Annotated in this window: 9 protein-coding genes; 2 read left to right on the top strand and 7 right to left on the bottom strand. The window is 71.7% G+C overall.

The annotated features are described in order from the left end of the window. Positions 1-1,494: an L-seryl-tRNA(Sec) selenium transferase gene (gene selA, locus ACN28A_RS30755; protein WP_421401165.1), complete on the bottom strand. Its 1,494-nt coding sequence runs from the start codon at positions 1,492-1,494 to the stop codon at positions 1-3. A gap of 83 nt (positions 1,495-1,577) precedes the next feature. On the opposite strand from selA, the gene selD reads away from it, so the two are divergent. Beyond that, positions 1,578-2,591, top strand: a complete 1,014-nt coding sequence (gene selD, locus ACN28A_RS30750; protein WP_421401162.1) for a selenide, water dikinase SelD — start codon at positions 1,578-1,580, stop codon at positions 2,589-2,591. Between the two features lie 85 nt (positions 2,592-2,676). Here the strand turns inward: selD and ACN28A_RS30745 are convergent, their stop codons facing one another. The 6 genes from ACN28A_RS30745 to fdh all read right to left on the bottom strand — a co-directional run bounded on the left by ACN28A_RS30745 (position 2,677) and on the right by fdh (position 12,755). Next, entirely contained in the window at positions 2,677-3,783 is a 1,107-nt protein-coding gene (locus tag ACN28A_RS30745; RefSeq protein WP_421401159.1) for a substrate-binding domain-containing protein, read from the bottom strand. Between the two features lie 71 nt (positions 3,784-3,854). Beyond that, positions 3,855-5,156: a multiple monosaccharide ABC transporter permease gene (mmsB, locus tag ACN28A_RS30740; protein ID WP_421401157.1), complete on the bottom strand. Its 1,302-nt coding sequence runs from the start codon at positions 5,154-5,156 to the stop codon at positions 3,855-3,857. Then, positions 5,153-6,700 carry a multiple monosaccharide ABC transporter ATP-binding protein gene (mmsA, locus tag ACN28A_RS30735; protein WP_421401154.1) on the bottom strand — a complete coding sequence of 516 codons (1,548 nt, stop codon included), beginning with the start codon at positions 6,698-6,700 and terminating at the stop codon, positions 5,153-5,155. Before mmsA ends, mmsB begins: the two co-directional genes overlap by 4 nt. A 570-nt stretch (positions 6,701-7,270) precedes the next feature. After that, positions 7,271-8,353 (bottom strand): NrfD/PsrC family molybdoenzyme membrane anchor subunit, encoded by a 1,083-nt coding sequence (nrfD, locus tag ACN28A_RS30730; protein ID WP_421401151.1) that lies wholly within the window; start codon positions 8,351-8,353, stop codon positions 7,271-7,273. A 32-nt stretch (positions 8,354-8,385) separates the two neighbouring features. Continuing rightward, positions 8,386-9,435, bottom strand: coding sequence for a 4Fe-4S dicluster domain-containing protein (locus ACN28A_RS30725; RefSeq protein ID WP_421404721.1), 1,050 nt, complete (start codon positions 9,433-9,435; stop codon positions 8,386-8,388). Between the two features lie 2 nt (positions 9,436-9,437). Next, the gene (fdh, locus tag ACN28A_RS30720; RefSeq protein WP_421401149.1) at positions 9,438-12,755 is read right to left on the bottom strand and encodes a formate dehydrogenase; all 3,318 of its coding nucleotides are present in this window, start codon (positions 12,753-12,755) and stop codon (positions 9,438-9,440) included. A gap of 248 nt (positions 12,756-13,003) precedes the next feature. Here fdh and ACN28A_RS30715 point away from each other — a divergent pair, with 248 nt between their 5' ends. Further along, positions 13,004-14,272, top strand: coding sequence for a cytochrome P450 (locus tag ACN28A_RS30715; RefSeq protein ID WP_421401147.1), 1,269 nt, complete (start codon positions 13,004-13,006; stop codon positions 14,270-14,272). Positions 14,273-14,401 lie beyond the last annotated feature (129 nt).

Here is a 14,401-nt window from a genome sequence, read left to right as displayed (position 1 = left end):
TCAGTGCTCCCGCCAGGGCCGGGGCACCCGGGCGACGGCGGTGCGCACCGCCCCGTCCCGCTCGGCGGGTACGCAGCGCAGGTCGAGCAGCAGCCGGCCCCGCTCCAGCCGGCCGACGATCGCCGGATCGCCGAGGCGCAACGGTTCGGCGTACTCCTGCGGAAGGGCGAGGGCCCACGAGTCGAGGGTGACCTCCGGCGCCCCGCCACCACCGACGACGGCGTCGTGCGCGACCACCTCGGCCTGCAGGCCGTCGGCGGCGAGCTGGTCGCGGAGCCGTTCGGTGCGCAGCCGCAGCGCGGCCGGGGTGACCCGCAGCGCCCGCCAGGTCGGGGTCTGCCCCGCGGTCAGGGTCGCCGCCAGGGCGGCCAGGGTGAGCTTGTCCACCCGCATCGCCCGGGCCAGCGGATGCCGGCGCAGCAGCTCCACCAGTCCGGCGTCGCCGAGCAGCAACCCGGCCTGCGGCCCACCGAGCAGCTTGTCGCCGCTGGCGGTGACCAGGGCCGCACCGGCTCGCAGCGCACTGGCGGCGTCCGGCTCGTCCGGCAGCAGCGGGTCGGGCGCCAGCAGCCCGGAGCCGATGTCCACCACCACCGGCACGCCGAGGGTGGCCAGCTCCCGCACCGGTACGGCGGCGGTGAACCCCCGGACGACGAAGTTCGACGGATGCACCTTGAGCACGAAGGCGGTACGCGGCCCGACCGCCGCCGCGTAGTCGGCCAGGGTGCTCCGGTTGGTGGTGCCCACCTCGCGCAGCGTGGCACCGGTGCTGGCCAGCAGGTCCGGCAGCCGGAACCCGTCGCCGATCTCCACCAGCTCGCCCCGGCTGACCACGATCTCCCGACCGGCCGGATCGACGTCGGCAGCCCCGGCGGAACCGGCCCGGCGACCCCCCGTCGGACCCGCCCCCGCGGGCGCCGCCGGGTCGACGTCGGCTGGCGCTGGCCCGGCCGGCGCTTCCGGCCCCGCACCGGCTGGCCGGGCTGTCCGGTGTGCCGCGGTGAGTGCGGTCGCGACCAGGGCGAGGGCGGCGGCACCGTTGTTGAGCACGTGCACCGCCCCGGCTGTCGGCACCGCGGCGGCGAGTGCGGCCAGCGCGCCCCTGCCCCGCCGGGCCCGCCGCCCGGTCCGCAGGTCGAGTTCCACGTCGGTGTGTCCGGCCGCGGCGACCACCGCGTCGACGGCCGCCGCCGACAACGGCGCCCGGCCCAGGTTGGTGTGCAGGACCACCCCGGTCGCGTTGAGCACCTGACGCAGCCCGGCGGCGGTCGCCGGCAGCGCGGCCAGGGTCGCCGGGACGACCTCCTCCGGCGGGATCTCGCCGCGCCGGACCCGATCCTGCGCGGCACCGAGTACGGCCTTGAGGCGGTCCCGCCCCAGGGTGGCGCCGGCAGCGGCCAACCGGGGATCGGCGAGCAGCACGTCGGTGCGTGGCACCCGCCGCCGAGGATCGGCCGCGCCGTCCATTCCCACCTCGTTCCGAGACCCCTCCATCGGCACTTAACCACACCTGATCTGCACCTGCCCGGGAAGTGCGTCGGCCGGCCGTGATCGCGACGGGGTGCGACAGTGGTCGGATGGGCACGATGCAACGGCACCGGCTGACCCGGTACGCGCGTGGCGGCGGGTGCGCCTGCAAGATCCCGCCCGGGGAGTTGGACGAGGTGGTCGCCGGGCTGGTCGGCACCGCCGCGCCGGCCGGGCCGGGTGAACTGCTGGTCGGGCTCGACGACGGCGACGACGCGGCAGTCGTACGCCTGGAGTCCGGCACCGCGGTCGTCGCCACCGCCGACTTCTTCACCCCGGTGGTCGACGACCCGTACGACTGGGGCCGGATCGCCGCCGCCAACGCCCTCTCCGACGTCTACGCGATGGGCGGTACCCCGGTGGTGGCGGTGAACCTGCTGGCCTGGCCCCGCGAGGTACTGCCGCTGGCGCTCGCCGCCGAGGTGCTGCGCGGCGGGCTGGACGTGGCCCGGCAGGCGGGCTGCCACGTGGCGGGCGGGCACAGCGTGGACGACCCCGAGCCGAAGTACGGGATGGCGGTGACCGGCGTCGCCGACCCGGAGCGGCTGATGCGCAACGACGCCGGGCGGCCCGGGTTGCCGCTGACCCTGACCAAGCCGCTCGGTGTGGGAATGCTGAACAGCCGGCACAAGCAGACCGGCGAGGTGTTCGACCAGGCGGTGGCGGTGATGACCGAGCTGAACCGGGCCGCCTCGACGGCGGCGCTGGCGGCCGGGATCCGCTGCGCCACCGACGTGACCGGGTTCGGGCTGCTCGGCCACCTGCACAAGCTGGCCCGGGCCTCCGGGGTGACCGCCCGGGTGGACGCGTCGGCCGTACCGTACCTGGACGGTGCCCGGGCGGCGCTGGTCGACGGTTTCGTCAGCGGCGGCACCCGGCGCAACCTCGACTGGGTGCGCCCGCACGCCGAGACGGCCGGGGTCGCCGAGGACGAGTTGCTGCTGCTGGCCGACGCGCAGACCTCCGGCGGCCTGCTGGTCGCCGGTGAACTGCCCGGCCATCCGGTGATCGGCGAGCTGCTGCCGGCCCGGGACGACGGCCGCACCCTGCTGGTGACCACCTGAACGATCCGCAGCGCAGAACGGGTCCCCGGGATCGTCGATCCCGGGGACCCGGACGGTGCAACCCGCTGCGGCCTGCTGATGCCGCTTACTGGGCGCCGGCGGTGAGCGGGGCCAGCTTCGGGTCGTTGGCGTACGCCTCGACCACGTTCTTCTTGGTGACGATCAGCGGCTCCAGCAGGTTGGCCGGGACCACCTTGGCACCGTTGTCGTAGGACTCGGTGTCGTTGGTCTTCGCCTCGTTGCCGGCCTGGAGGGCCTTGACCATCTCGATGGTCTCCTTCACCAGGTTCCGGGTGTCCTTGTTGATCGTCGAGTACTGCTCGCCAGCCACGATCGACTTGACCGACTCCACCTCGGAGTCCTGCCCGGTGACCACCGGCAGCGGCTTGCCGGCGCCCTTGACCGAGGTCAGGATCGCCCGGGCCAGGGTGTCGTTCGGGGAGAGGACGCCGTCCAGGGTCTTGCTGGTGTAGGTGGAGGTGAGCAGCGAGTCCATCCGCCGCTGGGCGTTCTCGGCCTTCCAGCCGTCGGTGGCGGTCTGCTTGATGTCGGTCTGCCCCGAGCCGACCACCACGTTGCCGGCGTCGATCTCCTTCTTCAGCACGTCCATCGCGCCCTCGAAGAAGACCCCCGAGTTGTTGTCGTCGGGCGAGCCGGAGAAGAGCTCGATGGTGTACGGGCCGTTCGGCTTCTTCGCCTTCATGCCCTCCAGCAGCGCCTGGCCCTGGAGCTGGCCGACCTTGAAGTTGTCGTACGCCACGTAGTAGTCGACGTTCTCGGTGTTCTTGATCAGCCGGTCGTAGGCGATGACGTACGCGCCCGCCTGCTTGGCGGCGTTGACCTGGGTGGTCAGCTGCGCGGCGTCGGTCGCACCGATGACGATCACCTTGGCGCCCTTGGTGACCATCGCCGAGATCTGCGCCTGCTGGTCGGCGACCGTGCTGGTGGCACCGGCGTACTGCACGTCGGAGGTGAAGCCGGCCTCCTTGAGCCCGTTGGTGAACAGGTCACCGGCGAGCACCCAGTTCTCGGAGGTCTTGGCGGGCAGCGCCACCCCGATCAGCGAGTTGGCGGCGAAGCCCTTCTCGGAGCCCGCCTCGCCGCCACCGTCACCGGAACGCTCGGAGCAGGCCGTGAGGGCCAACAGGGCGATGGCGCCGGCGGCGACACCCCTGGTTAGGAATCTACGCATTGCAGGTTGCCCTTCTTTGCAGGGTGGTGGGGGTGGGGCGGAGGGTTTCCCCGCCCCACCGGCGGTGACCGTCAGCCGGCCACCGGAGTCTTGGCGGGCTGCTGACCCGTCTCGACGCTGGACGCCGGCCCGGCGGGTGGCGCCTCCCGGCGGAACGGGCGGGTCACCGATCCGATGATCGAGAAACGCCCGCGGTTCTTGTTGTAGACGTCGAGGGCGACGGCCAGCAGCAGCACCAGGCCCTTGATGATCTGGACCCGGTCCGAACCGACACCCATCAGCTGGAGACCGTTGTTGAGCACCGCCATCACCAGGCCGCCGACGATCGACCCGCTGATGGTGCCGAGGCCGCCGGAGACGGCCGCGCCGCCGATGAAGACCGCGGCGATCGCGTCCAGCTCCCAGCCGATGCCGTCCTGCGGGCCGGAGGCGGCCGACCGGGCGACGAAGATCATGCCGGCCAGCGCGGCCAGGATCGACATGTTCATCATGACCAGGAAGTTGACCCGCTTGAGCTTGACGCCGGAGAGCTCGGCGGCCCGCGCGTTGCCGCCGACCGCGTAGATGTGCCGGCCACCGGCGGTGTTCCGGGTGATGAACGAGTAGGCCACCACCAGTACGCCGAGGATGATGCCGGAGATCGGGAAGCTGGTGCCGACCCGGCCGCCGGCGAACCGGAAGGCCGCGTAGATCACGACCGCGACCGGCAGCGCGACCCGGATCAACGAGATCCACATCGGGGCGACGTCGGCGTCCATCTCCCGCCGGGTACGCCGCAGCTTCCACTCCCGCAGCACGATGGCCGCCGCGACGAGCAGCCCGAGCAGCAGCGTCAGGTTGTTGTAGCCGGTGTTCGGGCCGACCTCCGGGAGGAAGCCGGCGCCGATCTGCCGGAAGCCCTCCGGCACCGGGATGGTGTCGGCGCTGCCGATGAACTGGTTGCCGCCCCGGAACAGCATCATGCCGGCCAGCGTGACGATGAACGCCGGCACCCCGATGTAGGCCACCCAGAAGCCCTGCCAGGCGCCGATCGCGGCGCCGACGAGCAGGCCGAACAGGATCGCCGCCGGCCAGGGCAGCGACCACTCCTGCATGGCCCGGGCCACCACGATGCCGACGAAGGCGGCGATCGAGCCGACCGACAGGTCGATGTGGCCGGCGACGATCACCATCAGCATCCCGATGGCCAGGATCAGGATGTACGAGTACTGGCTGACCAGCGAGATCAGGTTGCTCGAGTTCAGCGTCAGCCCGTCGGTCAGGATCTGGAAGAGCAGGACGATCGCCACCAGCGTGAAGATCATCCCGAACTGCCGGGCGTTTGACGTCGTCCCCGCGAACAGGGACTGCTTGAGTTCCTTTATGCGACTCACCGGATCTGCGCCTTCTTCGCTGAGGTCATCTGCTTCATGAGGAGTTCCGGATCGGCGTCCCGCCGCTCGATGTTGCCGGTGATGGTGCCCTCGAAGACCGTGTAGATGCGGTCGCAGAGGCCGATCAGCTCCGGCAGCTCGGAGGAGATGACGATGACGCCCTTCCCCTGGTCGGCGAGCTGCTGGATGATGCCGTAGATCTCGTACTTGGCGCCGACGTCGATGCCCCGGGTGGGCTCGTCGAGGATGAGCAGGTCAGGGTCGGTGAACATCCACTTGGCCAGTACCACCTTCTGCTGGTTGCCGCCGGAGAGCTTGGTGACGCCCTCGTCGACGCTCGGGGCCTTGACCCGCAGGCTCCTGCGGTAGCTCTCGGCCGCCTGGTATTCGCGTACCGGGTCGACCACGCCACGATCGGCGATCTTGGAGAGCTTCGCGGAGACCACCGAGGTCTTGATGTCGTCGAGCAGGTTCAGCCCGAGCGACTTGCGGTCCTCGCTGACGTACGCCAGGCCGTGCGCGATGGCGTCGGCCACCGACTTCAGCTCGATCTCCCGGCCGTCCTTGACGATCTGGCCGCCCTGGTAGACCCCGTAGGACCGGCCGAAGATGCTCATCGCCAGCTCGGTACGCCCGGCGCCCATCAGCCCGGCGAAGCCGACGATCTCGCCCCGCCGGACGGTGAAGCTGGAGCCCTTGGCCACCATCCGGTCCGCCGAGATGGGGTGCCGGACGGTCCAGTCCCGCACCTCGAAGAAGACCTCGCCGAGTTTGGGTGTGTGGTCGGGGAACCGGCTGGAGAGCTCCCGGCCGACCATTCCCCGGACGATCCGGTCCTCGTCCACCCCGTCCGCCCTGACGTCCAGGGTCTCGATCGTCCGGCCGTCCCGCAGGATGGTGATCGAGTCGGCGACCTGGGCGATCTCGTTCAGCTTGTGCGAGATGATGATCGAGGTGATGCCGCGCTGCTTGAAGCCGCGCAGCAGGTCCAGCAGGTGCTGCGAGTCGGATTCGTTGAGCGCGGCGGTCGGCTCGTCCAGGATGAGCAGCTTGACGTCCTTGGCGAAGGCTTTCGCGATCTCGACGAGCTGCTGCTTGCCGACGCCGATGTCCTTGATCAGCGTGTCCGGGTCCTCCCGCAGCCCGACCCGGGCCATCAGCTCCAGGGCCTGCCGGTTGGCGCTCTTCCAGTCGATCGCGCCGCCGCGCCGGGGCTCGTTGCCGAGGAAGATGTTCTCGGTGATCGACATCCCGGGCACCAGCGCGAGTTCCTGGTGGATGATCACGATGCCGGCCTGCTCGCTGGCCCGGATGTCGGAGAACCGGCTCTCCTCGCCCCGGTACACGATCTGGCCCGAGTAGCTGCCGTACGGGTAGACCCCGCTGAGCACCTTCATCAGGGTCGACTTGCCGGCCCCGTTCTCGCCGGCGATCGCGTGGATCTCGGCACGCCGGACCACAAGGTTCACGTCGGAGAGCGCCTTGACCCCCGGGAACTCCTTGGTGATCCCACGCATCTCCAGCAACACGGGAGCGTCACTCATCGTCGACGCTCCTCGCTCCGGCCCCGTACGGCCGACCGGCGGGGGCGGCCGGGAGCGGCCATCCGGTGTCGGGGCGCCAGAGGGAACCGCGCGGGTCCAGCGGCTGGTCGCCGCGCCGCGTCATCAACGTCATTGTTGCCTCCGGGCAGGTAGTCAGACCGGCTGACATACTTTTGTTGCCTGGAGGAACTTATTTGAAAGCGAGGAAGTTTCGCAAGATTTCGTGACCTGGTCTTGACAAACTCACACGGTCCCGGCTCATCGGCGGGCACCCGGAGACCCTGCGGGCATCGACCGTCCGTAACCGGAGACAAACAGGAAATTCGACCGGAGCATACGGAAAAGCGCTGGCTGGAGCCGGAAAGCCCCGCTCGTCCGTTCCCTCCCCCACCCGTCCGGACCGGTCCCGGGCGCGCTCACGATACGCCCGGCCCCGCCGGACGCCGCCTCGCCGGGGCGCCGCAACGTGCCGCCGGTCACGGCCACCAGCTGCTCGTTCGTGACCGGGCGGCGCCGGTCCCGACTCCCGCCGAGCCCCGGTCTCGGCTGCTCGGCGGCACCCGCTCGGGGTTACGGGCCGGCACCGGCCCCCCGACCCGCCCGCCGCTCCCGCTGCGGCAGCACCGTGTACCTCGGATCCCGGGCGGACGCCACCCCGGCCTCGAAGACCCCGAACCGGGTCAGCAGCGAGGAGGCCAGCAGGGCCGCTCCCGAAAGCGCCGAGAGCGTCCGGTTGCCCCGGGCCAGCAGCGCGCCGGCCGTACCGGCGGCCAGCAGCAGCCGCCCGCCCCGGATCAGCCGGGCCGGCCGGCCTGTCCGGTACGGCTCGCCGGTCAGCCCCATCTGGTCGATCCGGCCCTCGGCGACCGTCTCGACCACCGCGCCGGCCACCGCCAGCCGGACCGCCGGGCCGGTCTGGGTGACCGGTGCCGCCACCAGCCCGGCGCCGGCACCGGCGACCAGCGCGCTGCCGGCGAACAGGAACGGCAGATCGGGGTACGCGTCGTGCCAGGCCGGCATCGCGGTGTCGGCGAGCAGCACCCCGGTGTACGTGGCCAGGGCCGGTGCCGTGGCGGCGGCGGCCAGCCCGGCGGCCCGGCCGGCCGGTGGCAGCAGCCGGCGGGCCAGCCCGAGCGGACCGTGCCGGGGCAGCGCGGCGGCCAGCTCGCTCACCCCGGCCAGCCCGGCCGCCGGTCCGAACGCGGCCAGGATCCAGGTGCCGACCGACATCGGCGAGGTCGGCTTGGCGACCCGCAGCATGTGGTGAAACCGGGCCGGCCGGCCCAGGTCGTTGATCAGGAAGAAGGTGCTCGCCCCGACCGCGCCGAGCGAGACGAGCCGGCCGGCCCGACGCAGTGCCGCCCGCCCGGTCAGGTCCGCGCCGGCGGCCAGCAGCGCCGAGCCGGCGGCCAGCCCACCGGTGAACAGGTACGCCGGGATGTCCCGCCGCCACACCGGCGCCTTGACCACCGGCCGTCCGTAGTACGAGCTGAACTCGGCCGGCGGGACGACCACCGGATGCCCGGCGACGACGCCCGGCCCCGGCCCGCCCCGCCGTCCGGCCCCGTTCCGTTCTTCCGGCCCGCTCCGTCGTCCGGCCCCGTCTCGTCCTTCCGCCTCGTCCCGCCGTCCGGCGCCGTTCCGTCCTTCCATCCCGCCCCGTCGTCCGGCGCCGCGCGGCCCGGTCATGACGGGCGCCCGACGAACGCGGCCAGCACGGCGGCGGTCATGGTGAGCGCGGCCAGCCCGGCCCGGCGCCACATCCGGGGCAGGTCGCGGGTGGTCACCACCGGGTCCGGCGGCAGCCCGTACACTTCGGGTTCGTCGAGCAGCAGGAAGAACGCGCCGTCCCCGCCCACCCCGTCGTCCGGACTGTGGCCGTAGAGCCGGGCCTCGGAGACCCCGTCGGCGTGCAGCCGCTCCACCCGGGCACGGGCCCGTTCGCGCAGCTCGTCGAGTTCGCCGTACTGGATCGACTCCGTCGGGCAGGCCTGGGCGCAGGCCGGCATCCGGCCGGCACCGATCCGGTCGTAACAGAGGGTGCACTTCCAGGCCCGGCCGTCGCCGCTGCGCTGGTCGATGACGCCGTACGGGCAGGCCGGGATGCAGTAGCCGCAGCCGTTGCAGATGTCCTCCTGCACCACCACGGTGCCGAACTCGGTACGGAACAGCGAACCGGTCGGGCAGACGTCCAGACAGGCCGCGTGCGTGCAGTGCTTGCACACGTCCGACATCATCAACCAGCGCAGGTCGGTACGCCCGCCCCGGTCCTCCTCCCGGCCGGGCAGGTCGGTGCCGGGCATGCCGAGGAACCGCACACCGTCGGCCATCCGGCCGGCCGGGGCGGGGTCCGGGGCCGGCGGCACACCCGGTTTCGTCCCCTGGTCGGTGCCGGTGGCACCGCCCGCCTCGGCGGTGGCCGGGGCGATCGGCGGCCCGCTCGGCGTGCCGGCCATCGGTGCCGACGACTGCCAGCCGGCCGGCCGGGGCTGCTCGACGAAGGCGACGTGCCGCCACGAGTTCGCGGTCAGCGCCCCGGTGTTGTCGTACGACATGCCGAGCAGGTCGAGGCCGCTCTCCGGTACCAGGTTCCACTCCTTGCAGGCCACCTCGCAGGCTTTGCAGCCGATGCAGACGCTGGTGTCGGTGAAGAAACCCATCCGGGGTGGCGGGTCGGGGTGACCGGCCTGCTCGGCGGGGTTGACCGGCGCGTCGGGGCGCCGCTTGTCGACCATGCTCATCCCTCCGGTCCCGGGTCGCGGTCGCGGTTGTCGTCGCGGTTGCGGTCGCCGTCGTCGCTGTCGTGGTCGTGCCCAGGGGCGACGGTGGCGACCGGTGGATGGTGCCCGTCCAGACCGGCCCGCCGCCGGTAGTCGGCGAGGTAGTCGAGCAGTTCCGGTCCGGTCGGGCGTCGGCCGGGGCGGATGTCGCAGGTGCCGACCTTGCTCTCCTGGATCAGCACGTTCGGGTCGAGCGTCGCCCCGAACAGGTCGTTCGCCGACTCGCCCCGGACCAGCCCGACGCCGCCGAAGTGGTACGGCAGCCAGAGCTGGTGGATGGTCCGGCCCTCGACGCGCAGCGGGGTGAGCCGGTCGGTCACCATCACCCGGGCCTCGACCACGCCCCGGCTGGTGACCACGTGGGCCCGGCCCAGGTGGGTCAGTCCCCGCTCGACGGCCAGCTCCGGCCCGACCTCGACGAACATCTCCGGCTGGAGTTCGGCCAGGTAGCGGACGTTGCGGCTCATCCCACCCGCCGTGTGGTGCTCGGTGAGCCGGCTGACCGTGAAGACGTACGGGAAGACGTCCGCGTGCGCGTCCGGCGGGCTCGGGTTGGTCGGGTTGTCCGGCCGCTCGTACGTCTTGCGGGTCGGGTTGGACTGCTGGCCGTAGAGCGGGTTGCGGACCGGGGACTCGACCGGCTCGTAGTGGGTCGGCAGCGGCCCGTCCAGCAGCCCGACCGGCACGTAGAGCCACCCCTTCCCGTCGCCCTGCATGATGAACGGGTCGTCGCCGGCCAGCGCCGCCGCCCCGGTCGCGTCCGGGTCCGGCCGGTACGACGGCGGCTTGGTCTTCTCGAAGTCGGGTACGTCGTGTCCGGTCCACTCCCCGCGCTCCGGGTCCCACCAGACGTACCGCTTCCGCTCGCTCCACGGGCGGCCCTCCGGGTCGGCGGAGGCCCGGTTGTAGAGGGTCCGCCGGTTGAGCGGCCAGGCCCAGCCCCACTCGGCGGCGACCCAGTTCTGCTCGCCGCCAGGCTTGCGCCGGGCCGCCTGGTTGACGCCCTCGGCGAAGACCCCGGTGTAGATCCAGCAGCCGCCGAGGGTGGAGCCGTCGTCCTTCATCTCCAGGAAGGAGGCGAGCGGCCGGCGGGTGGCCACCTCGTACCCGTTGATCTCCCGCAGCACCGCCTCGGCCTCCGGCTCGGCGTGCGGACCCTCGGTGGGATAGTCCCAGGCCAGGTCGAGCAGGGCCCGGTCGCGCGGCCGGGTGGAGCCGGCCAGCTTGCCGCGGATGATCCGGCCCAGGTGGTAGAAGAACCAGAGTTCCGAGCGGCAGTCCCCGGGCGCCTCGACGGCCTTCTCCCGCCACTGCAACAGCCGCTGCGTCTGGGTGAAGGTGCCGGGCTTCTCCACGTGCGAGGCGGCCGGCAGGAAGAAGACCTCGGTACGGCACCGTTCCGGAGCGATCTCGCCGGTCTCCACCTCCCGGCTGTCCTTCCAGAACGTCGCGCTCTCGATCATGAAGAGGTCGCGCACCACCAGCCAGTCCAGGTTGGCCAGGCCGAGCCGCTGGGCGCGGGCGTGCGCCGAGCCGACCGCCGGGTTCTGGCCGAGCAGGAAATAGCCCTTGACCCTGCCGTCGATCATGTTGAAGACGGTCTGGTACGTGCCGTGGTCGCCGGTCATCCGGGGCAGGTAGTCGTAGCAGAAGTCGTTGTCCGGGGTGGCCGCCGCACCCCAGTACGCCTTGAGCAGGTTGGCCGCGTACGTCCGGGCGTTGCCCCAGAAGCCCTTCTGACCCGGGTGCCTGATGCTGTCACACCACTTCTCGAAGGTCGGATGCTGGGCGTGGTTCGGCATCGGCAGATAGCCGGGAAGCAGGTTGAACAGGGTGGGGATGTCGGTCGACCCCTGGATGCTGGCGTGCCCGCGCAGCGCGAGCACGCCGCCGCCGGGCCGGCCCATGTTGCCGAGCAGCAGCTGGATGATCGCCCCGGTCCGGATGTACTGCACCCCGACGGTGTGCTGGGTCCAGCCGACCGAGTAGACGAGCATCGTGGTCCGGTCCCGGTTGGAGTTCGCCACCCAGGCGCGGGCCAGCTCCTCGAACTTCTCCCGGGGGACCCCGCAGACCCGCTCGACCAGCTCCGGGGTGTAGCGGGCGTAGTGCCGCCGGAGGATCTGGTAGACGCAACGCGGGTGCTGGAGGGTCTCGTCCCGTTCGGTCCGGCCGCCGACCGGTGCGCCGTGCGACTCGTGCCGCAGCCCGGCCGCGGTCTCCCGCTCGACGGCGGTGTCGTGCTGGCCGTCGGGCTCGTGTCCGGCGTACTGCCAGCTCGTCTGGTCGTAGCTGGTCCGGTCGGCGTCGTAGCCGGAGAAGAGCCCGTCGAGGTCCTCGGTGTCCCGGAAGTCCTCGCTGACGATGGTGGCCGCGTTCGTGTAGGCGACCACGTACTCCCGGAAGTCCAACCCGTTCTCGAGGATGTACCTGACGATGCCGCCGAGGAAGGCGATGTCGCTGCCGGCCCGGATCGGGACGTAGCTGTCGGCGAGCGCGCTGGTCCGGGTGAACCGGGGGTCGACGTGGAAGACCTTCGCGCCGCGCCGCTTCGCCTCCATCACCCACTGGAAGCCGACCGGGTGCGCCTCGGCCATGTTCGAGCCCTGGATGATCACGCAGTCACTGTTGATCAGATCCTGCTGGAAGGCCGTCGCACCGCCGCGACCGAAGCTGGTCCCCAGACCGGGGACGGTGGCGGAGTGTCAAATCCGGGCCTGGTTCTCGATCTGGATCGCCCCCATCGCGGTGAACAGCTTCTTGATGAGGTAGTTCTCCTCGTTGTCCAGGGTGGCCCCGCCCAGGCTGGCGATCCCGAGGGTACGGTTCAGCCGCCGGCCCTGGTCGTCGGTGTCCTCCCAGGTGGCGTCCCGGGCCGCGAGCACCCGGTCGGCGATCATGTCCATCGCGGTCGGCAGGTCCAGCTCTTCCCACTCGGTGCCGTACGGCCGGCGGTAGAGCACCCGCTGCTGGCGCAGCTCGCTGGTGACCAGGTTCTTGCTGGCGGCGCCCTTGGGGCAGAGCCGGCCCCGGGAGATCGGGCTGTCCGGATCTCCCTCGATCTGGCTGACCTTGCCGCCTTCGACGTAGACCCGCTGCCCGCAGCCGACGGCACAGTAGGGGCAGACGGAGCGGGCGACCGAGTCGGCCGTGTCGGTCCGCGGGGTCAGCCCGGCGGACCTGCCGGACTTCGCGGCGGCACCCCGGCCGAGCGGGTCGGAACCGGTGAGCTGGCGGTAGACCGGCCAGCCCTCGACGAAGGTGCGGATTCCCATGACCTGCGCACCTCCTCCAGCTGACGACGTCGGGGGCCCGACCCGAGGGTAGGTCAGCCAGACGGTGCCCGGCAGGACAGTGCCGAAACCCGGCCGGGCCGGAGATCTGCCGAGAATTTTTGGCCGCCGGCCGGTGCCGGTGTCGGGCCTCCCGGGCTGGGAAAACAGGACGAAGAGCAACAAAAGCCTGGGACCCAAAAAGGAACGATCATGACAGCGGAGGGCGATCAGGGCAGTACTCTAACGCGATGTCTGTCGATCAATCCACCGAGACCGGATCGGATTCCATCCCCCGGATCGACTTCGACCACCACTCCCCCGAGTACCGCGCCGACTGGCGGGCGCTTTCCGACGACCATCTCGCCCGCTGCCCGGTGGCCCGGACCGACGCGTACGGCGGCTTCTGGGTGGTCTCCGACCACGCCGGTGTCAGCCAGGTGATGCGGGACGACGCCACCTTCAGCTCGGGCCGGAACACCGAGGACCCGTCGGACCCGAAGCAGGGCATCGTCATCCCGCCCAACCCCATCCGCCAGATCCCGCTGGAACTGGACCCGCCGGAGTACAACCCGTACCGGCGCGTCCTCAGCCCGTACTTCTCCCCGACCTCGGCCCGGGACTCGCTGCCCTTCGCCGAACAGGCCGCCGACGCCCTGCTCGACCGGGTCTGCGCCAGCGGCCGGATCGACCTCGTCCTCGACTACGGCAACCCGCTGCCGGCGCTGTCCACGATGAAGCTGATCGGGTTGCCGCTCGACGACTGGCAGACGTACGCCGGACCGATGCACCGGGTGGCGGCGTCGCCGCCCAGCGATCCCGACTACCAGCACAACCTCCAGATCATGGGCCAGCTCGGTGGTGCCATCGCCGCCGAGGTGCCGAGACTGCGCACCGAGCCGGGCGACGGGCTGCTCAGCGGGCTGGCCAAGGCCACCATCGACGGCGAACCGATGCCGGTCGAGGACGTGGTGACCACCGCGCTGCTGGTGATCCAGGGCGGCCTGCACACCACGACCGCGCTCTTCGCGCACACCATGCTGTGGCTGGCCGACCACCCGGAGCACCGGGAGATGCTGCTGGCCGACCCGTCGCTGTGGGAACACGCGACCGAGGAGTTCCTCCGGGTCTTCCCACCCGCGATGGGCTTCGCCCGGACGGTCACCCGGGACGTGGTGGTCGGTGGGCAGCAGATGCGGGCCGGCGACCGGGTGATGATGTCGTTCGCGGCCGCCAACCGCGACCCGGCGGTCTTCCCCGACCCCGACGAGGTACGACTGGACCGCTCCCCCAACCGGCACACCAGCTTCGGGCTCGGCATCCACCGCTGCATCGGGCTGAACCACGCCCGCGCCTGGTTCCCGGCGATGGTCCGCCGGGTGTACGAGCGGTTGCCGGACATCACCATCGACCGGGACGCCACCAAGCAGAACGAGAGCGTCGGCGTGATCAACGGCTTCGTCAGCATGCCGGCGACCTTCACGCCGAGCGAACCGCTCGGCGCGGCCCTGCCGGACTGACCGGCGACGCCGAACCGTCCCGCGGCACTGCTTCCGGCCGGGAGGTGCCGATCCGGAGGGGGCTGATTCCGGCTGGCCGCTGCGGTGGCCGGCCGGGACCGAGCCCGCGCGAGCCACCCGGACCGGGTT

The sequence above is a fragment of the Plantactinospora sp. WMMB782 genome (assembly GCF_049179135.1).
GTDB lineage: Bacteria > Actinomycetota > Actinomycetes > Mycobacteriales > Micromonosporaceae > Plantactinospora.
Note: the sequence above shows the minus strand (reverse complement) of the source record. Positions and strands in the feature narration are given on the sequence as shown.